We start from the raw sequence: 17,818 nt of genomic DNA on the forward strand, positions 1-17,818 counted from the left end.
CCGCGCATCCCTGGTCCGCCCGCGGGGTACCACGGGCGCATGAAGGTCGTCGTCCTCTCCGACACCCACGCGCCCCGCCGCTGGAAGGGCTGCCCGCCGGCGGTCGCCGAGCACCTGCGGGGCGCGGACCTCGTCCTGCACGCGGGCGACGTGTGCGTGCCGTCGGTGCTCGACGAGCTGCGGCGGTACGCCCCCGTGGTGGCGGTCGCCGGGAACAACGACGGCCCGGAGGTCACCGCCTGGGGCGCGCCCGAGACCGTGGAGGTCGACCTGGCCGGCCTGCGGGTCGCGATGATCCACGACAGCGGCCCGGCGAAGGGCCGCACCGCCCGGATGCGCCGCCGCTTCCCCACCGCCGACCTGGTGGTGTTCGGCCACTCGCACATCCCGCTGGACGAGACCGGCGACGGCGTGCGGATCTTCAACCCGGGCTCGCCGACCGACCGCCGCCGCCAGCCGCACGGCACCGTCGGGCTGCTGGACATCCGGGCCGGGCGGCTGGTCGAGGCGCGGATCGTGCCGGTGACCTGAGCGCGGACCTCCCGGCCCGATCGTGGCGCGCGCCCGGACCACTACACTCCGCGGTACTGCCGACAGGCCGCCGACGCGGCGGGAGGAGCGGTTGCGTGGATGTCCGGGTCGACTCCGGGGACGACGTGGTCCTGCGCACCGCCGACGCGGGGCGGGTGATCGCCGACGTCTTCGGCGTGCTGGACCAGGCCAGCGCCGGGCGGATCGCGGAGCTGGCGGTGGCGCTGCTGACCCCGGACGCGCGGGTGCTGGTGCTCGACCTGTCCGGGGTGACGTTCTGCGACTCCTCGGGGCTCAGCGCGATGCTCTCGGTGCGGCGGCGGGCGCGGGAGCTGGGCGCCGGGCTGGCGTTCGTGGCGGTGCCGTCGCAGCTCAGCCGCCGCATCCAGCTGGCCGGGCTGTGCGGGGTGCTGGGCTCCTACGCGACCACGGGCGACGCGCTGGCCGCGCAGGACCCCTCGGTGTGAGGGGCCGCGCCGGGCGGGCCCGGGGGACGGGGCCGCGCGGGGTCCGGTGGTGCGCGCCGGGCGGGGCGGAGGACCGCCCGGGGTCCGGTGGTGGCGCGGCGGCGCCGGGCGAGGCCGGCGCGGCGCGCTCAGCTGTCGACCCGGTGCTCCCGCTCGGGCTCGGCGGAGGGCGCGAGGTGCTGGTAGGTGTTGGTGCGCCGCATCAGCCGCTCCAGCGTCGGCGGGCGGTTCTCCAGGTGCAGCTCCCCGCCCGCCGCGGCGACCCGCCGGTGCACCGCGAGCAGCGTGCCCAGGCCGTAGGAGTCGCAGAAGGTGACCTCGCCGCAGTCCAGGCGCAGCCGCCGCACCGGGTGGTCCTCCAGCAGCTCGGTGACGGCGCGCAGGAGCTCGTCACCGCTGTCGAAGACGATGTCGCCGGACACCACGATGCGGGCGGTGTGGGCGTCGACGATGGCGCAGGTGCAGGTCAGGGGCTGCGGGGATGTCATGCGGCGGGTCCTGGCTCGTGCTCGGGGCGCTCGGCCGGGCCGGGCGCGCGGGTCGACTGGTCGTGGGCGCGGCGCAGGATGCGGGTGGCCCGGGGGAAGTCGCGGAGTTCGGCGCCGAGCAGGGTCAGCGCGGGCGGCAGGAAGCGGGACGGCACGCCGCGGGCGTCCAGGACGCCGGAGGTCCAGCGCAGGAAGCCGGTGAACAGCTCGTCGTCGTCGGTGTAGAGGGCGGCGGCGAGGAAGTCGACGATGTGGGCGAGGTCCTCGGCGGTGTGCTCGCGCTGCTGCTCGGTGTAGCGCCCCATGACCGGGAACCGCGCCTCCAGGCCGGTGTAGGCGGCCTTGACCAGCTGCCCCCTGGTCCGCGAGACCATGGTGTACTCCTGGTCGTTGAGGTGCGGCAGGTCGTCGATCGGCTGGTGGCCGCCGCGCGGGCGGGGCAGCGGGCCGCCGGCGAGCCGGTCGCCCGCCGTGCGCGCGTCGGGCGCCCAGAAGTCCGCGCCGAGCAGCCGCGCGTAGCGGCCGTCCGCGCCGAACGCGCCGCCGCCCACCAGCACCGGCACCCCGGTCGCCTGGCAGGCGGTGATCGTGGCGTGCGCGGTCGGCAGCCGGGTCGCCAGCGAGCCGGACAGCGCGACCGCGTCCGGCCCCGTGCTGTGCAGGTGGGTGATGAGGTGCGGCACGGGCACCTGCGCGCCGAGGTAGTCGACGTGGAAGCCGCGCAGCTTGAGCACCTCGGCGAGCAGCCGGGCGGGCAGCGCGTGCCACTCGCCGTCGACGCAGGCCACCGTGATCCGGCCGCGGCGCGGGCCGGGCGCCGTCGAGGAGGCGGTGAGCGCCGCGATCACGCGGTCGTTGATGGCGGTGGCGGCGTGCTCCTGGGCGACGGTCAGGCGGTTGGCCGCCCACTCCGCGCCGACCCGGCGCTGCACCGCGCCGATCACGTCGAGCAGCACCGCCTCGGTGTCGAGCCCGTCGGCCACCGCGGCCAGCACCACCTCGGTGGCCCGGTGCTCGTCGCCGGCCACCACGGCGTCCCACAGCCACCCGGCGCAGTCCCGCGCGTCGACCGCCCTCGGCACGGCGGTCATGCGGTGTGCCGCCCCCGACCGTGACCCCCGACCGAGGTCAGGTGCCTGCCGCGCGGCGCGGTGATCGCCAGCAGCGCGATGTCGTCGTGGCTGCCGCCGCCGATCCACTGGGCCGCCACCATGTGCACGTGCTCGGCGACCGCGTCGGCGGGCATCCCGGCGCAGTCGGCCAGGGTGGCGTGCAGCCGCTCCTCGCCGAACATCTCCCCGCCCAGCGGGCCGCCGACGGCTTCGGTGATGCCGTCGGTGTAGAGCAGGCAGGTGTCGCCGGGGCCGAGGACGACCTCGGCGGTGGCGGCCTCGATCTCGGGGAGCACCCCGATGAGGGTGCCGTGGGCGGGCACCTCCTGCACCTCGCCGGTGGTGCGCACCACCAGCGGCGGCAGGTGCCCGCCGCTGGTCAGCCGCAGCCGCACCTCGTTGCCCACGCGCGCCACCGAGCCGAGCACGACCGTGACGAACCGGGTGTCGTGGGTGTTGAGCAGCGCGTTGTTGAGCAGGGTGAGCATCCGCCGGTGGTCCGAGGCCATCGGCAGCAGCGCGTGCAGGGTGGTGCGGACCTTGCCGGTCAGCACCGCGGCCTCCAGCCCCTTGCCGCACACGTCGCCCAGCACCACCAGCGACTCACCGGCGCCGGTCGCGGTGCGCTCGGCGGCGGGGTGCACGTCGTAGAAGTCGCCGCCGACCCGCTCGCTGTCCAGCGACGGGCGGTACCGGCCGGCGAACTCGACGCCGTCGACCTGGTGCAGCTTCGGGGGCAGCAGCTCGCGCATGAGCGTGTCGGTGATGGACACCTGCTGGGCGAACAGCCGCGCCGCCGACATGGCCGCGCCCGCGCGGGCGGCGAACAGCCGCGCGAACACCTCCTCGTCGTCGGAGAACGCCCGCTGCTCGGTGCGGCGCAGCAGCACCAGCGCGCCCGCCGGGACGCCGTGGCCGGGCAGCGGCGTCACCACGATCGACCCGACCTCGCCGAACCCGTCGGGCAGCAGCCAGGACGGGGCGGAGGACGGCTCGATCCACCGCGACGGCACCGGCGGGAAGCCCTGCAGCGCCTCGGCGAGCCCGGCGACCTCGGCCGGGTCGATCGCGAGCCGCTCGTGCACCGCCTCGGCGCCCCGCACGCACCGCGTGACCGGGTGGTCGCGGCGCCCGCCGGGGGCGATCACCCAGGCGGCGTCGGCCAGGTGGCCCGCCGCCAGCTCCGCGGTGACCTGCATGCACCGCTCGGGGTTGAGCGAGGTCAGCAGCCGGGACGAGACCTCGCTGAGCACGGCCGTGCGCTCGCGCTCCAGCCGCAGGGCGGCGCGCGCCAGCCGGGCGTCGGTGTCCTCGACCAGCCACCAGGTGACCGCGCCGTCGTCGTGGCCGACCGGGTGGGCCTCGAAGCTGCGGTCGCCGACCAGGCCGCTCACCGGGCCGGTGGCGCCGCCGGCGAGCCCGCCGTGCGCCTCGGCCAGCCAGCCGGAGCAGGCGTCGGCGAGCGTCCCGCCGGCCTCGGCCGCGGGGAACAGCGACCGGGCGGCGGCGTTGAGGCCGCGGACGGCGCCCGCGGCGTCGACCGACACCACGGGGTAGGGCGCGCCTGCCCAGCCCGCGTCCTGGCGGACCCCGGGCTGTCGGACCATGCCGCTGGTCTCCATCGACGGACCCCTCGGGGCCCCACCACCTCACTGCGCTCGCTCGCGGTCGCGCCCGGCCGCAGTACTACAGCACGACGGGACCGGCGCGGTTGATCCCCGTCAGCCTGCCAGACTTCCCGACCGGGAGCGAGCCCGGCGCCGCGGTGGGCGTGGCGCGCCGGTCGCCGCGACGCGCCCGCCCGCTCCTGCTGCGCCGCCGCCTGCGCCCGTGACCAGTGCGGACGACCCCGGTCCGGGATCAGGCGCCGGCTTTCCACTCGTCGTGGTACTCGCCGAGCACGGTGCGCAGGTGGTGGCCGATCTTCAGGTAGTCCAGGTCGTCGAGGTTGGCCAGCGACACGCGGACCGACCACGCGGGCCCGTCGAAGCCGCCGCCGTTGAGCAGCACCACCGACGCGTGCTCGGCCAGCCGGAACAGCGGGTCGATCGGCTCGTAGGTCGCCTCCAGGTGGCGGGCGAACTCCGGGCCGTGGACGCGCTCGGCCTCGGCCAGCAGGTCCAGCTCCAGGTAGTAGCAGGCCCGCTGCGGGTCCTCGGCGATCCGCATGCCCGCGCCCTCGACCAGCAGGTCCAGGCGGGTGCGGACGATCCGCTGCACGCGGGCCTTGTACGCCTCGCCCTCCGGCAGCATCGCGAACAGCGAGAACAGCGCCAGCTGCACCTGCTGGGGCAGGCTGAGGCCGGCGGTGTGGTTGAGGGCGACCCGGCGCGAGTCGGCCACCAGGCGGTCGATGAACGGGATGGCGTCCGGGTCCAGCGACAGGGTGCCGTAGCGGGCGCGCAGCCGGGCGCGGTGCTCCTCGGGCAGGCGGGCGATCAGGTCGTCGACCGCGTTGCCGTCGTGCAGGCCGATCAGCCCCAGCCGCCAGCCGGTCGCGCCGTAGTGCTTGGAGTACGAGTAGACCAGCAGCGTGTTGCGCGGGAGGTCCGCCGCGAGGGTGCGGAAGCCGTCGACGAACGTGCCGTAGACGTCGTCGGTGACGATGAGCAGGTCGGGGTTGTCCCGCGCCACGATGCCCTTGATCTGGTCGCGCACCCGGTCCGACAGCGCCAGCGACGGCGGGTTGCTCGGGTTGACCAGGCAGACCAGCCTGATCGACGGGTCGGCCAGCTTGGCGACCTGCTCGGCCGGGTACCGCCACTCCCGCACGCCGGCCTCCGCGAACGAGTCGGCGTGGATCAGCTCCACGTCGAACCGGTACTCGTCCAGCGCCGGGATCTCGATGTAGGGGGTGAAGATCGGCACCATCAGCGCGATGCGGTCGCCCTTGCGCAGCACGCCGTTGGCGACGAGGGAGTCGAAGAGGTAGCACATGGCGGCGGTGCCGCCCTCGGTGGCGAACAGCTTCAGCTCGGGCTCGGCGGGGCGCCCGTCGAACAGCTCCTGGTGCAGGTAGGCGCGCGCCACCCGTTCGGTGTGCGCGAGGATGCGGCCGGGCACCGGGTAGTTGTCGGCGGCCATGCCGTCGGCCAGCTCGTGCACCCACGCGTCGGGGTCGAAGCCGAACCGCTCGACGCCCAGCCGCACCGACCGGTCCAGCAGGTCGATGCCCGGCAGGTCGGGGTGCGCCTTGGCGAAGGCCCGGAAGCGCTCGGCGATGCCCTCCCGGGCGGGCATCCCGCCGAGGTCGTCGGCCGTCCACACCCGGCGGCTCTCGGCCAGCGCGAAGTAGCCCAGGGCGTGGAAGGCTTCGCGGGGGCCGGTCGCGATCCAGTTCGGGTTGCCCCGGCCCGCGTTGAGCATCAGCACCGCCGACCTGCTCCGCTGCTCGTCGTCGTGGTGGTGCTCGGCGAGGCGGATGAACTCCCCCTTCAGCTCGAACGGGCTGAGCCCGGCCAGCTCCCGCATCCGGGCCCTGGTGTAGGACGGCTTGGGCATGATCGGCGGCCTTTCTGCCGGGCTGGCGGACTCGTCGGGGTCCCCTGCGGGGCGCCCGGGGGCTTGTCAGTGGTGGAGCAGGACGATCACGGCTCCCCAGATGGTCAGCAGCACGTTGCCCACGGCGTAGGGGATCGTGTAGCCGATGGTGGGCACCTGGTTCTTGGCCGCCTCGTTGACCGCGCCGATGGCGGCGGTGGTGGTCTGCGCGCCGGCCAGCGCGCCCAGCAGGACGGGCAGCTTCATGCGCAGCAGCCAGTGCCCGACGGCGAAGCCGACCAGCAGGGGCGCCACCGTGGCGACCGCGCCGAGCAGCAGCAGCCCCCAGCCGGCCTGGGCCAGCCCGCTGGTGAAGCCGGGGCCGGCGTTGATGCCGACCACCGCGACGAACAGGCACAGCCCGAGCGTGTCCATGAACCACTGCGCGCCGCCGGGCACGTTGCCGAACGTCGGGTGCTTGGCGCGCAGCCGGCCGAACACCAGGCCCATGATCAGCGCTCCGCCGGAGGTGGACAGGCTGATCGGCACGCCGCCCGCGTGCAGGGCCGGGATGCCCAGGCAGCCGCCGAGGAAGATGCCCAGCCCCACCCAGACCATGTCGGTGGCGAAGCTGGTCGGCACCGGGGTGCCCAGCTCGCGGGCGGCCGGTTCGACCAGCCGCTGCGGCCCGGTGAGCAGCAGCGTGTCGCCGCGTTCGAGCCGGGTGGACGCCCGCAGCGGGAACTTCGCGCCCGACCGGTGCAGCTCGGTGGCGAACACGCCGACCATGAACGGCTCGCGCCGCAGCTCGGCGACGCTGCGCCCGAGGTGGGCCTCGGCGCCCACGACGACGTGCAGCGACTCGGTGCGGTAGCCGAGCAGCTCCACGTCGTCGGCCTCCGGCCCGATCTCGCGCTCGGGGTCGTAGGCGACGACGTCGCCGCGGGTCGCGCTGACCGCGACCACGTCGCCCGGGGCCAGCGCGATCCGCTGGTCCTGGGGCAGCAGCGCCCCGCCGCGCCGGACGCGGGTGAGGTAGATCCGGCGGCCCAGCGACGCCTGCCGCCGCTCGAACTCCTCGACGGTGGTGCCCGCCAGCGCCGGGTTCTCGACGGTGAACGCCCGCAGCACGACCTCGTAGTAGCCCCGGCCCAGGTCGGGGTCGTCGGAGTCGGCGTCCAGCTCGCGCGCCAGGTCCGCGCTGTCGGCGGCCAGGTCGCGGCCCACCAGCCGGGGCAGCGCGGTGGCCAGCAGCACCGCGCACAGCACGGTGCCCAGCGGGTAGGTGACCGCGTAGCCGATGGCGACCAGGTTCTGCTGCTCGGTGACCTGGTCGCCGGACAGGCCGGGCAGGCTCGCGATGGCGCCGCCCGCCACGCCGATCACGGCCGACTGGGTGAGCGCGCCGCCGAGCAGGCCCGCGCTCAGCCCCGGCCCGTAGCCCAGCAGGGCGGCGAACAGCCAGCACACCAGCAGGCCCGACACGCACACCACGAGCGCCAGCAGGACCTGCGGCAGGCCGTCCCGGCGCAGGCCGCGGAAGAACTGCGGCCCGACGCGGTAGCCCAGGGCGAACAGGAACATGATGAAGAACAGCGACTTGACCGTGCCGTTGACCGGCACCTCGAACAGCCACCCCAGCGCGAGGCCGGCCAGCAGGCAGCCGGTGACGGAGCCGAGCGCGATCGAGCGGCGGCGGAGCCGGCCGAGCAGGAAGCCCAGCGCGACGGTCAGGAACACCAGCAACTCGGGGTAGGGCCGGAAGACCTCGTCCCTGAGAAAGCTCATCTCCGCCTCCGTGGGCGCCCGCTCCCGGCCGCCCCTGGCAGGCTAGGTCGCCGCCGCGGGGCACGCTCGGGACGTCGCCCGACGGGGTGACGGGGCGGTGCGCTCCCCCGGCGTGCCGGGCGCGGCCGGGGCATAGTCCGGTCGGGACGTTCGCGGTGTGCCCGGCCGGGCGGCCGGGAGTGGGGCGGAGGCGCGCGTGGAGTGGTTGAGGCACTTCCTGCAGGGGACGCCGGAGATCGCCCTGTTCCTGTGCCTGGCGCTGGGCTACCTGGTGGGCAGGCTGCGGGTGGGGCCGATCCAGCTGGGCGGGGTCTGCGGCACGCTGGTCGTCTCGCTGGTCGTGGGGCTGCTCGACGTGTCGCTGGAAGACCAGGTGCGCACCATCGCGTTCGCGTTGTTCATCTTCGCGCTGGGCTTCAGCGGCGGCCCGCAGTTCTTCGCCAACCTCAACCGGTCGGGGCTCAAGCTCGGGGTGCTGTCGTTCATCGAGGCCGTGACGGTGGTGGTGCTGGTGCTCGCGCTGGCCGCGCTGCTCGACCTGGACGTGGGCACCGCGTCGGGCATCCTGGCGGGCGCGGCGACGGAGTCGGCGGTGGTGGGCACCGCCACCGAGGCCATCGGCAAGCTCGGCCTGTCCGACCAGGTGAGCACGGCGCTGCAGGGCAACGTGGCCACCGCCTACACGGTCTGCTACCTGTTCGGGCTGATCACGATCGTGCTGTTCACCAGCGGCCTGGCGCCCGCGCTGATGCGCGTGGACCTGCGGGAGTCCTCCCGCGCGCTGCTGCGCCGCCTCGGCGGTGGCGACGACGAGCCGGGCACCTCGCCCGCCCTGCCGGGGCTGGTGGGCCGCGCCTACGAGGTCGAGCAGGCGGCCGGGCGGACGGTGGCCGCGCTGGAGGGCGACGCGGGGCGGGTCACCGTCGAGCGGGTCAGCCGCGACGGCGCCGAGGTCGCGGTCGGCCCGGACCTGGTGCTGGCGGCGGGCGACGTGGTCGTGGTGGTCGGCGAGCGGGCTGCGCTGCTGGACGCGGACACCCGGATCGGGCCCGAGCGCGCCCGCCCGGAGTCGCTGGGGCGGACCACGCTGGAGACCAGGGAGGTCGTGGTCACCACCCCGGACCGGCCGCTGCGGGAGCTGCGCACGCGCGGCGTGTTCCCCACCGCCCTGACCCGCACCGACCACCGGCTGCCGCTGGCCGACGGCACGCAGGTGCGCCGGGGCGACGTGCTGACCCTGGTGGGCAGCCCGGACGACGTCGACCGGGCCGCGAAGGGCATCGGCTACGCGGTGCCGCGCACGATCGCCACCGACTTCGTCTACCTGGGGCTGGGCGTGACGCTGGGGATGCTGATCGGCCGGCTGACCCTGCACCTGGGTTCCGTGCCGCTGTCGCTGGGCACCGGCGGCGGCGCCCTGGTGTCGGGCCTGGTGTTCGGCTGGTTCCGCTCGCGCCACCGGGCCATCGGCAGCTTCCCGCCGGCCGCGGCGGCGCTGACCAAGGACCTGGGCCTGGCGACGTTCATCGCGGCGACCGGCCTGGCCGCCGCGCCGCAGGCCGGTCCGCTGCTGGCCAGGTACGGGGTGCTGCTGCCGTTCGCGGGGATCGGCATGGTGCTGGTGCCCGCGCTGCTGTCGCTGTACGCGGGGCGCAGGCTGCTGAAGATCGAGCCGCCGATCCTGGTCGGCGCGATCGCCGGGCAGCAGTGCAGCACGCCGGCGATCTCCGCGGTGACCGGCGTGGCGGGCAACTCGGTGCCGCTGATCGGCTACACGGTCACGTACGCGATCTCCAGCATCCTGCTGCCGCTGACCGGACCGGTGGTGGTGGGGTTGATCGGCGGTTGACGGCGGCGGTCCCGCCCCGGCGGAGACCCGAAGTGTTCCGGGTCACATGGCGGTCGGGGGTGTCGTCGGTGTCCGCGGGGTGACGACCCACCGACCCGGGGGCCGGCATGACCGCTCTCGCCGTCCCCGCCGCGAAACCGCTGCCGGCGCCGCACGCGTGGCCGGCCGCGGCGGTCCACTCCGGACGCGACCGGGCCCGCGCGGCCGTCGCGGTGCTGCTGGCGTTCCAGGCCGTGGGGCGGTATTTCGTGTTCGTGTCTTGTCCCGAGGTCGAGGTGCGGGCCGACCCGGTCACCGGCTGGGCGCCGCCGGCGGTGGCGCCGACGCGCACGCGGGCGGTGCCGGTGCTGCGGTTCGCAGCCGACCTGCCGGTGACGGAGGCCGCCCGCGCGCTGCGCCGCTCGGAGAGGTCGGTGAAGGCCCGGCCCGCGCGCGGACCGGCGGTCCTGCGACGACTGCTGGGGAAGGGCGGAGTGATGACCGGTTCGGACTTCCCGGAGCCGCTGCGCGCCGTCGAGCCCGGCCCGGCCCGCGGCGTCGACATCGCCCGCGCCGCCCGGGGCGGCCGGGACCGGCGCCACCGCGGGGCCCGCCGCCGGGTGGCCGCGGCCGTCGCCGTGGCGCTGCTCGCCGTGGTCGTGCTCCCCGCCGCGCTGCGCGGCCTGTCCGCCGAGCCCCCGCCGCTCGCGGCGGGGGTGTTCGACCCGCTGCGGCAGGTGGCGCGGGTCGGCTCGGCCGGCGGGTTCGCCCCGCTGTGCCACGAGACCGGCCGCCACCGGCAGAAGGTGACGCTGGGCCACGCCCACGACCCGGCCGGCGGGCCGCGCGGCACGCTGGTGGTCCACGCGGCGGGCAGGCTGCCCGGCCAGGGCGGCGCGGGCTGGCAGCCGGCCGGCGACCGCGCCCCGGACGTCGGCGGGCGGCCCGCCTGGTGGCGGGGCGGCGCGGAACTGGTGTGGGAGTGGTCGCCGCAGGCGTGGGCGGTGGTCCGCGTCGAGGGCTTCCCGGACCTGCGCGAGCGGGCGCACCGGGTCGCGCAGGGCCTGGACACCTCCGTCACCACGCCCGTGACCGCGCCGTTCACCCTCGCGCCGGGCGAGCCGGTCCCGCCGCTGCGCCTGGCGGGCGTGCGCGTGCCGGTGCGCCCGGACGTCGAGCTGGCCTCCGTGCTGCTGACCGCCGGGGACTCGCCGGAGGCGCCGGTGCTGAGCGTGGCCCTGCGCACCGACGGGCTGCCCGGCCGGGACCTGCCGGAGGAGGAGCGGATCGCCGGGCGGCCGGCCGCGTCGTCGGACAGCCGGGTCACGGTGCTGGACCCGAGCGGCCGGTTCGCCGTCCGGGTCGAGGTGGGGCGCGGCGACGCCACCGCGTTCGGCGGGCGGGCGGGCCTGGCCGCGCTGGCCGCCGCCACCACACCCGTGCCCGACCCGGCGGACCGCGGCACGTGGGTGGCCGACCCGTTGACCGGACCGTGACCCCCCGCCACGGCCGGGGCGCACGGGCCGCTGCCGACCGCGGCTGCCTTCCGGCGCGGCGGTGCTGACAGTGGTCCTGTGGTGTTCCAGCGGCGCTCCGGTAGCGTCCGCTGCCCCGGTGCCCCGGTGGTGTCCGCCGCTCCGGTGATGCCGGTGCTCCGGCGGTGTCGCCGCCCCGGCGCTACCGCTGGTCGCCGGTGCGGAACCGGTCGAGCACGCGGCGCTCGCGCTTGGTGGGGCGGCCCGCCCCGCGCTCCCGGCGGGCCACCGGCGCGGCGGCCTCCGGCGGCGGGGCCGGGGTGCGGTCGATGAAGCAGGTCGCCGCGTCGGCCGCGCCCACCCGCTTCTGGATCACCCGCACGACCTCCACGACCCGCGTCACGCCGCCGACCCGGGCGCGCACCTCGTCACCCGGCGACACGGTGGTCGCGGCCTTGGCGGGGTGGTCGTTGACCCGCACGTGCCCGCCCCGGCAGGCCGCCGCCGCGTCGGGTCGGGTCTTGGTCAGCCGGACCGCCCACAGCCAGCGGTCGACTCGGGTCGACTCCACGGCTCACATCATGCCGTCCGCGCGCCGCCGGCCGCGCAACGCGTGCACGGCGGCGGCAGCGGTGCCCAGGCACAGCGCCGCGGAGCTGAGGGCGAGCGACAGGTGCACGCCGACCGCCGCGCCCAGCAGGCCCACGGTGAACCCGCTGCCGGTGCGCAGACCGCCGGAGGACATGCCGTAGACGCCGAGGATGCGCCCCCGGTCGCCGGGCGGGCTCAGCAGCTGCACGACGGTCTGCGTGATCGACATCGACGCCAGGTTCGCGACGCCGCCGACCAGCAGCAGCGCGACCGCGAGCGGGTAGCTCCCGGTGAGGGCGAACCCCAGGCTGGTCACGCCGTAGACGGCGGTGGCGATGACGGCCGCGGCCACGGTCGGCGGGATGCGCCGGGTGGTCTCCAGCACGATGCCGCCGATCACCCCGCCCGCGCCGTTGGCGAACAGCAGCACCCCGTAGGCCGCGCCCGCGCTGCCCGCGCCCAGGTCGTTGGCGAAGATCGGCATGGAGGTCTGGATCGACGCCCCGACGAAGAACGACCCCAGCCCCGCCAGCACGACCATGCTGATCAGCGTCCGGTTGGAGCCGACCTCGCGCAGCACGCGCAGCGACTCCAGCACCCCCACCCTCGGTTTGACGTCGCGGTCGCGGGTGTGGCCGGTGAACTTCGTGCGGAACAGGAAGACCGTCAGCGGCAGGTAGAACGCGACGTTGGCGAAGATGCCCGCCGTCGGCCCGAGGCCCAGCAGCAGCGCCGACCCGACCACCGGCCCGAACAGGATGCCGAGGCTGCGGAACGTCGCGTTGAGCCGCACGGCGCTGGGCAGTTCGTCCGGGCCCACGAAGTCGTGCAGCATCAACTGCTCCCCCGGCCCCCACAACGCGCCCGCGATGCCGTGCAGCACCAGCAGCACGCACGCCTGCCACATCTGCAGCGAGTCGGTGAGGAACAGCACGCCCCACGCGACGGAGACGCCCATGAACAGCACCTGCGCGGCCTGGATGACCCGCCGGCAGTCGTAGCGGTCGGCCAGCGAGCCGAACCACATGGACAGCAGCAGGAACGGCGCCCAGTGGCTGATCACCGCGAACCCGGACAGCGCGGGCGACTGGAACTTCTCCCACAGCACCCAGTAGGTGATGACGTGCTCGATGTTGTCGGCCATCATCGCCAGGCCCGTGCCGAACAGGTAGGGCCGGCAGTGCCGGTTGCGCAGCGCGGCGAACCGGCGCGGCGGGGCGGCGCCCGCGGGCATGACCGGCTCGGGCTCGTGGGTCGGGACACCGCAGGCGGCGCACATGGTCTGGCTCCTTGTCGGACTCATGCCGCCACCTGCGGCATTGTTCGCGAATCGGACAGCACGGTCCACCAACCGGACTATCCCCGCAACACCGTAGGAGCCGCGGGGCCGCCTGACATAGCACTGATGCGAACAACACGATGTGGGCCGCACTACAGCGCCGCGATGAGACCCGCTGGTCAGGCAGGGCCGCCGGGCGCGGGGCGGTGCCGACGCGACCCGCCCCGACCCCGTCCGAAGTGGACCGGGGAACGCGGCCGGGCCACTGCCGCGGACATTCCCCGATCAATCCCGGAAATATTCCAGCGATATTCCGGCGAAGGCGGTCGGCGATTTCCCGGAGCGATTCCGGAAAGGTCCGGGAACAGCGTTCCCGACGCCCCGCCAAGACCCTCGAGTGGTACAGACCAAATCATTCACTGTGGAATGCCGGAGCCCCGCCGACTTGACGGCGGAACCCCCGGGTTCGGTAATGTGCTCGCGGGTCGGGGCGAACCCGGATCCCCTCTCCCACCCCACCACGGAAATGCCCCCGGAGCACGTCGCCGCCACCGGGGCGGTTCCGCGCTGCCAGCCACCCGGAGGCGACTTGATCCCGCACAAACGCCCCGCCCCGCGCCGGTCCCGGGAATCGGCGACCGCCGACACCCTCGTCCAGCCGGACGGCGCGCCGCCCCCGGACCTCCGGCGCACCGGGCTGCTCATCGAGGGCTTCGCCCACCTCGCCGGCCTCGCCCTCGTCGCCCACCTGCTCACCGCCACCGGCGGCCCGGTCCGCCTCGCCGCCGCCCTCGCCGTCCTCGCCGTCCTCGCCGCGTGGCTGCTGCGCCCCGCGCCCGGCGGCTGGCCGGTCGCCCTCGCCGAAGGGCTGGCCGCCGCGGCGCTGCCACCGGCGGGCCTGCTGCCGGTGCTCGCCTTCGCCTGCGGCGCGGCCCTGCGCCGCGCCCGCTTCGGCGCCGGCCTGCCCCGGCTGCTGTGCGCGCCGGCCGGCTGCGCCGCGGGCCTGCTCACCACCGCGCCACCGCCCACCCCCGGCCTCGTCACCGCGCACGCCCTCCCGCTGGCCGGCGTCGTCGTCGCGGCCCTGGCCCTGCACGGCGCCGCGCGCGCCGCGCGGCACGCCGACCACGCCCGCCTGCTGCTGGAGAGCACCCACCGCGCCATCGCCGCGATGGTCCACGCCAGCCCCGTCGGCCTGGCCCTGCTCGACGACACCGGCCTGCCCCGGCTGCTCAACGGCCACGCCCGCGCCCTGCTCGACCGGGCGGGCGAGGCCGGGCGCGTCCCCTGCGCCCACGGCCCCGACATCACCCGCTGCCACCGCTGCCGGGCCACCGGCGCCGAACCGGCGGAACTGCGGCTGGAGCACCCCGACGGCACGACGACGGTGCTGGAGGTGCACGCCGTGGCCGTCGAACCGCCCGCCGGGCCCGACCAGACGGTGATCGCCGCCGTGGACGTCAGCAGGCGGTCCCGCCACGAGGAGGCGCTGCGCGCCCGGTCCGAGCGCGACGCCCTCACCGGCCTGGTCGGCCGCGCCCACTTCCTGCACCTGGTCGACCAGGCGCTCGCCGAGACCCGCGTCGGCCTCCTGCTCGTCGACCTCGACCGGTTCAAGGAGATCAACGACACCGAGGGCCACCAGGCCGGCGACTCGTACCTGGCCCTGGCCGCCGGGCGCATCCGGGCCTCGGCGGGCCCCGGCGCGACGGCCGCCCGGCTCGGCGGCGACGAGTTCGCGGTGCTCGCGCACGACCACGACGCCCACGAGTGCCTGGACCTGGGCCGACGCCTGCTGGCGGCGCTGTCCGAACCGCTGCCGGGCTCCGGCCGCGTCGACCGCATGGGCGCCAGCGTCGGCGTCGCGGTCTCCGCACCGGGCACCCGGACCGCCGAACTGCTGCGCAACGCCGACACGGCCATGTACGCGGCCAAGCGCGAGGGCGGCTCCCGCATCCGGCTGTTCCACCCGGAGATGGGCGAGCGGCTCCTCGCCCGCCGCCGCGACAAGGCCGAGCTGCTGGCGGCGCTGGACACCGGCGCCCTGCCGCTGCGCTTCCGGCCCATCGTGGAGCTGGGCTCGTCCCGGGTCGCCGGGGCCCAGGCCCTGGTCGACTGGCACCGCCCCGGCCACGGGGCGCTGCGGCCCGAGGAGTTCGCCGGCCTGGCCGCCGAGGCCGGGCTGCTCGGCCGGGTCGCCGACCGGGTCCTGCGCGGCGCCTGCGAGCAGGCCGCCCGCTGGCACGACCGGGGCCGGGCGCTGGGCGTGACGGTCGGGCTGCCCACCCGGCGGCTGGCCGCGCCCGGGGCGGTCGGCTCCGTCGAGGAGGTGCTGCGCGACACCGGCCTGCCCCCGGACCGGCTCACCGTCGAGGCCACCGGTTCGGCCTGGACCGACCGCGCCGCCCTGCAGACCCTGCTGGAGCTGCGCGACCTGGGCGTGCGGACGGCCCTGGACGGCTTCGGCACGGGCACCGCCGAGCACCCCCGCCGCTACCCGTTCGACGTGGTCAGGATCGACCGCTCGCTGACCGCGGCCCTGCGCGAGACCGCCCGCGGCGCGCACGTGGTGCGCTGCGTCATCGACCTGGCCGAGGTGCTGGGCGCGCAGACGGTGGCCGAGGGCATCGAGACGCGGGAGCAGGCCGACTGGCTGCGCTGGGCGGGCTGCGCCTTCGCCCAGGGCCCGGTCTTCGGCGCGGCCGACCTCGTGGACTGATCTTTAAATCCACACTGAAATCATTGCAGGAATAAATTCCGGTGGCCGCCCGGTCCCCCGGGGCCGGGCGGCGATCAGCGCGGCAGCAGCAGCGCGGCCAGCTCCACCAGGACCATCACCACCGTGCCCGCCGCCACGGCGATCGGCAGCCCCGCGCCACCCACCCGGCCACGCCGCCCCTCCCGGTAGCGCCACCGCGCGGCGACGAGCACGACCAGCCCCAGCGACACCGTCACCGCCAGGCCCACCAGCGCCGGCGGCCCGACGCGGTCGACGGTCAGCCGCGTCAGCACCGCCGAGCCCGCGATCATCGCCAGCGCCGTGCGCTGCCACGCCAGCGCGGTGCGCTCGTTCTGCACGCCCCGGTCCACCGCTACACCTTCAGCACCAGCACGACGACCGCCGCCAGCACGACACCGGCGACCAGCACCGGGCCGATCGCGAACGCCGGCAGCGGCCGGTCGTGCCGCATCGCCCGCTCGCTGCGCGCCCACCGCAGCCACGACACCACCGCGCACACCAGGCCGAGCCCGACCAGCAGCACCGCCAGCGCCGTCTCCAGCGCACCCGGCAGCCCGAGGTCGACCGCGTCCACCGCCACCCCGCACGCGAGCAGCGCCAGCGCGGTCCGGATCCACGCCAGGAAGGTCCGCTCGTTGGCGAAGCTGAACCGGTAGTCGGGCTCCTGACCGGACCCGTAGACGCTCCGCGGACGCCGGTCGCGGGGTTCGGGCGTGGGCACAGCGCATCAACTCCAACCGTCCGGGACACCGGGACGATAGCCGGTGCGGCGTCCACTCAGGACGTTCGCCGCCGCGCTCCGACCACCAGCAGCGGCGCCGCGACCGCCACCACCAGGATCGCCCACACCGCGGTCGAGGTCCGCGAGGTGTCGCCGAGGGGCCCGTGCGAGGGCAGGACCGCGGCGACCGCGACCCCGATCGCCACCACGGCCACGCCCGCGACCACCACCTCCGCGCGTGGCGCCCGATCGCGCGGCGCAGACCCCGCGGCCAACCCGGCCACGACCGCCACCAGGTGCTCCACGTCGGCCAACGACCCGAGGAAGGCGAACGACACCAGGACGTAGACCGCCAACCCGAACCGGAACCGCAACCGCCACGGCGGGGCGATCGCCGCCGACAGCAGCGCGGCCACCCACAGCGCCCCGGCGGAGAACCCGACGTCCAGCGAACCCGCCGTGCGCTCGGCCCAGTCCCACCCCGTCCACCGCAGCAGCACCAGCAGCAGGGCGCTGAGCAGCACCGAGCCCACCTGCCCGGCCACCGTGGCGACCGCGGCGACCCGCGTGCCCCACCGCCACTCCGCCGCCCCGACGAACAGGGCGAACGTCCCGGCCATCGGCACGTAGGCGGCCGGCACGACGGCGAGGAACGACCCGCTGACCGGCGTCCACCACCGCCCCTCGGCCAACGACGGCACCCCGAAAGCGACCTGGGGGTACCACGCGGCGTCCGCGGCCCTGTCCCACAACGCCCCGCTCACGACCCCGACGACGACCATCACCCCGACCACCGACGCCGTGAACGGCACCCGCCGCAGCACCCCCACCACGGACATCACCACACCCCGCTCCCCACGCCCCGATGCCCTACGCCTCGATGCACGCTCAACGACGTGCGCCGCCTCCACGCCCGCAAGCCCTGGGCCGCTCGCCAGCCCCGACCCACAAGAGCCGCGATGTCCTTGCTCTCGAAGCAGCGGGACCACAGCAGAGGGACCACGACGCAAGGCGAACGTCCGCACGCAGGCCCGGGCTCAAGCCGGGAACGCTACGCAAAAGGACCACACTATCGCTTGTATACCAATCCGTTGGATGAAATCCCGCATCTTTCCGCCCTAGATCCATTCGGGACCTGTGCATTCAGGGGCGCGTGCACGCGCGAGGACGACAGGAGGGGGATCCCGTCCAGCGGATTGGTATACGAGCGATGGTGTGGTCCCTTTGCGTAGCGTTCCCGACTTGAGCCCGGACTTGCGCCCTTAGCGTTCGCCTTGCGTCGTGGTCCCGCTGCGGTGGTCCCGTTGCTCAAAAAAGA

15 protein-coding genes are annotated in these 17,818 nt (G+C 75.7%); 5 read left to right on the forward strand and 10 right to left on the reverse strand.

Annotated features, from left to right (window positions below; all coding sequences use genetic code 11):
* Positions 1–39 precede the first annotated feature (39 nt).
* Together JOE68_RS00920 and JOE68_RS30705 are read left to right on the forward strand one after the other, a co-directional pair.
* Positions 40–531 (forward strand): metallophosphoesterase family protein, encoded by a 492-nt coding sequence (locus JOE68_RS00920; protein WP_204840440.1) that lies wholly within the window; start codon positions 40–42, stop codon positions 529–531.
* A 95-nt stretch (positions 532–626) separates the two neighbouring features.
* On the forward strand, positions 627–998 hold the full coding sequence (locus tag JOE68_RS30705; RefSeq protein ID WP_204840441.1) for an STAS domain-containing protein: 372 nt from the start codon (positions 627–629) through the stop codon (positions 996–998).
* 128 nt (positions 999–1,126) lie between these two features.
* On the opposite strand, the gene JOE68_RS00930 is transcribed toward JOE68_RS30705, so the two are convergent.
* From JOE68_RS00930 to JOE68_RS00950, 5 genes are all read right to left on the reverse strand, one after another.
* Positions 1,127–1,486 carry an STAS domain-containing protein gene (locus JOE68_RS00930; RefSeq protein WP_204840442.1) on the reverse strand — a complete coding sequence of 120 codons (360 nt, stop codon included), beginning with the start codon at positions 1,484–1,486 and terminating at the stop codon, positions 1,127–1,129.
* The gene (locus JOE68_RS00935) at positions 1,483–2,577 is read right to left on the reverse strand and encodes a cobalamin B12-binding domain-containing protein (RefSeq protein ID WP_204840443.1); all 1,095 of its coding nucleotides are present in this window, start codon (positions 2,575–2,577) and stop codon (positions 1,483–1,485) included. Before JOE68_RS00935 ends, JOE68_RS00930 begins: the two co-directional genes overlap by 4 nt.
* On the reverse strand, positions 2,574–4,205 hold the full coding sequence (locus tag JOE68_RS00940) for a PP2C family protein-serine/threonine phosphatase (RefSeq protein WP_204840444.1): 1,632 nt from the start codon (positions 4,203–4,205) through the stop codon (positions 2,574–2,576). The genes JOE68_RS00935 and JOE68_RS00940 overlap by 4 nt, the downstream gene beginning before the upstream one ends.
* A gap of 253 nt (positions 4,206–4,458) precedes the next feature.
* The gene (locus tag JOE68_RS00945; RefSeq protein ID WP_204840445.1) at positions 4,459–6,099 is read right to left on the reverse strand and encodes a bifunctional aspartate transaminase/aspartate 4-decarboxylase; all 1,641 of its coding nucleotides are present in this window, start codon (positions 6,097–6,099) and stop codon (positions 4,459–4,461) included.
* A 66-nt stretch (positions 6,100–6,165) separates the two neighbouring features.
* Positions 6,166–7,866 carry an aspartate:alanine exchanger family transporter gene (locus JOE68_RS00950; protein ID WP_204840446.1) on the reverse strand — a complete coding sequence of 567 codons (1,701 nt, stop codon included), beginning with the start codon at positions 7,864–7,866 and terminating at the stop codon, positions 6,166–6,168.
* Between the two features lie 196 nt (positions 7,867–8,062).
* On the opposite strand from JOE68_RS00950, the gene aspT reads away from it, so the two are divergent.
* Positions 8,063–9,715 carry an aspartate-alanine antiporter gene (gene aspT / locus JOE68_RS00955; RefSeq protein ID WP_204840447.1) on the forward strand — a complete coding sequence of 551 codons (1,653 nt, stop codon included), beginning with the start codon at positions 8,063–8,065 and terminating at the stop codon, positions 9,713–9,715.
* Between the two features lie 107 nt (positions 9,716–9,822).
* A complete protein-coding gene (locus JOE68_RS00960; RefSeq protein ID WP_204840448.1) occupies positions 9,823–11,190 on the forward strand; it encodes a SigE family RNA polymerase sigma factor in 1,368 nt (455 codons plus the stop codon).
* Positions 11,191–11,371: 181 nt separating this feature from the next.
* Here JOE68_RS00960 and JOE68_RS00965 read toward each other — a convergent pair whose 3' ends face one another.
* Both JOE68_RS00965 and JOE68_RS00970 read right to left on the reverse strand, forming a co-directional pair.
* The gene (locus JOE68_RS00965; protein ID WP_204840449.1) at positions 11,372–11,740 is read right to left on the reverse strand and encodes an RNA-binding S4 domain-containing protein; all 369 of its coding nucleotides are present in this window, start codon (positions 11,738–11,740) and stop codon (positions 11,372–11,374) included.
* 3 nt (positions 11,741–11,743) lie between these two features.
* Positions 11,744–13,063, reverse strand: a complete 1,320-nt coding sequence (locus JOE68_RS00970; protein WP_239562078.1) for an MFS transporter — start codon at positions 13,061–13,063, stop codon at positions 11,744–11,746.
* Between the two features lie 565 nt (positions 13,064–13,628).
* On the opposite strand from JOE68_RS00970, the gene JOE68_RS31625 reads away from it, so the two are divergent.
* The gene (locus JOE68_RS31625) at positions 13,629–15,758 is read left to right on the forward strand and encodes a putative bifunctional diguanylate cyclase/phosphodiesterase (RefSeq protein WP_204840450.1); all 2,130 of its coding nucleotides are present in this window, start codon (positions 13,629–13,631) and stop codon (positions 15,756–15,758) included.
* Positions 15,759–15,832: 74 nt separating this feature from the next.
* Here JOE68_RS31625 and JOE68_RS00980 read toward each other — a convergent pair whose 3' ends face one another.
* Genes JOE68_RS00980 through JOE68_RS00990 form a run of 3 tightly spaced genes read right to left on the reverse strand, consistent with a single transcriptional unit; the run spans position 15,833 to position 17,339 of the window.
* Positions 15,833–16,129, reverse strand: coding sequence for a DUF202 domain-containing protein (locus JOE68_RS00980; protein ID WP_204840451.1), 297 nt, complete (start codon positions 16,127–16,129; stop codon positions 15,833–15,835).
* A gap of 2 nt (positions 16,130–16,131) precedes the next feature.
* The gene (locus tag JOE68_RS00985; protein WP_204840452.1) at positions 16,132–16,500 is read right to left on the reverse strand and encodes a YidH family protein; all 369 of its coding nucleotides are present in this window, start codon (positions 16,498–16,500) and stop codon (positions 16,132–16,134) included.
* Between the two features lie 56 nt (positions 16,501–16,556).
* Positions 16,557–17,339: a rhomboid-like protein gene (locus tag JOE68_RS00990; RefSeq protein ID WP_204840453.1), complete on the reverse strand. Its 783-nt coding sequence runs from the start codon at positions 17,337–17,339 to the stop codon at positions 16,557–16,559.
* Between the last annotated feature and the right edge of the window lie 479 nt (positions 17,340–17,818).

This window comes from Saccharothrix algeriensis (genome assembly GCF_016907655.1).
Classification (GTDB): Bacteria; Actinomycetota; Actinomycetes; order Mycobacteriales; family Pseudonocardiaceae; genus Actinosynnema; species Actinosynnema algeriense.

Excerpts from the sequence above, each read along its gene's own strand:
- JOE68_RS00920 (WP_204840440.1), top strand. The coding sequence starts at position 40 with ATGAAGGTCGTCGTCCTCTCCGACACCCACGCGCCCCGCCGCTGGAAG.
- JOE68_RS00930 (WP_204840442.1), bottom strand. The coding sequence starts at position 1,486 with ATGACATCCCCGCAGCCCCTGACCTGCACCTGCGCCATCGTCGACGCC.
- JOE68_RS00935 (WP_204840443.1), bottom strand. The coding sequence starts at position 2,577 with ATGACCGCCGTGCCGAGGGCGGTCGACGCGCGGGACTGCGCCGGGTGG.
- JOE68_RS00940 (WP_204840444.1), bottom strand. The coding sequence starts at position 4,205 with ATGGTCCGACAGCCCGGGGTCCGCCAGGACGCGGGCTGGGCAGGCGCG.
- JOE68_RS00945 (WP_204840445.1), bottom strand. The coding sequence starts at position 6,099 with ATGCCCAAGCCGTCCTACACCAGGGCCCGGATGCGGGAGCTGGCCGGG.
- JOE68_RS00950 (WP_204840446.1), bottom strand. The coding sequence starts at position 7,866 with ATGAGCTTTCTCAGGGACGAGGTCTTCCGGCCCTACCCCGAGTTGCTG.
- JOE68_RS00960 (WP_204840448.1), top strand. The coding sequence starts at position 9,823 with ATGACCGCTCTCGCCGTCCCCGCCGCGAAACCGCTGCCGGCGCCGCAC.
- JOE68_RS00970 (WP_239562078.1), bottom strand. The coding sequence starts at position 13,063 with ATGAGTCCGACAAGGAGCCAGACCATGTGCGCCGCCTGCGGTGTCCCG.
- JOE68_RS00990 (WP_204840453.1), bottom strand. The coding sequence starts at position 17,339 with ATGTCCGTGGTGGGGGTGCTGCGGCGGGTGCCGTTCACGGCGTCGGTG.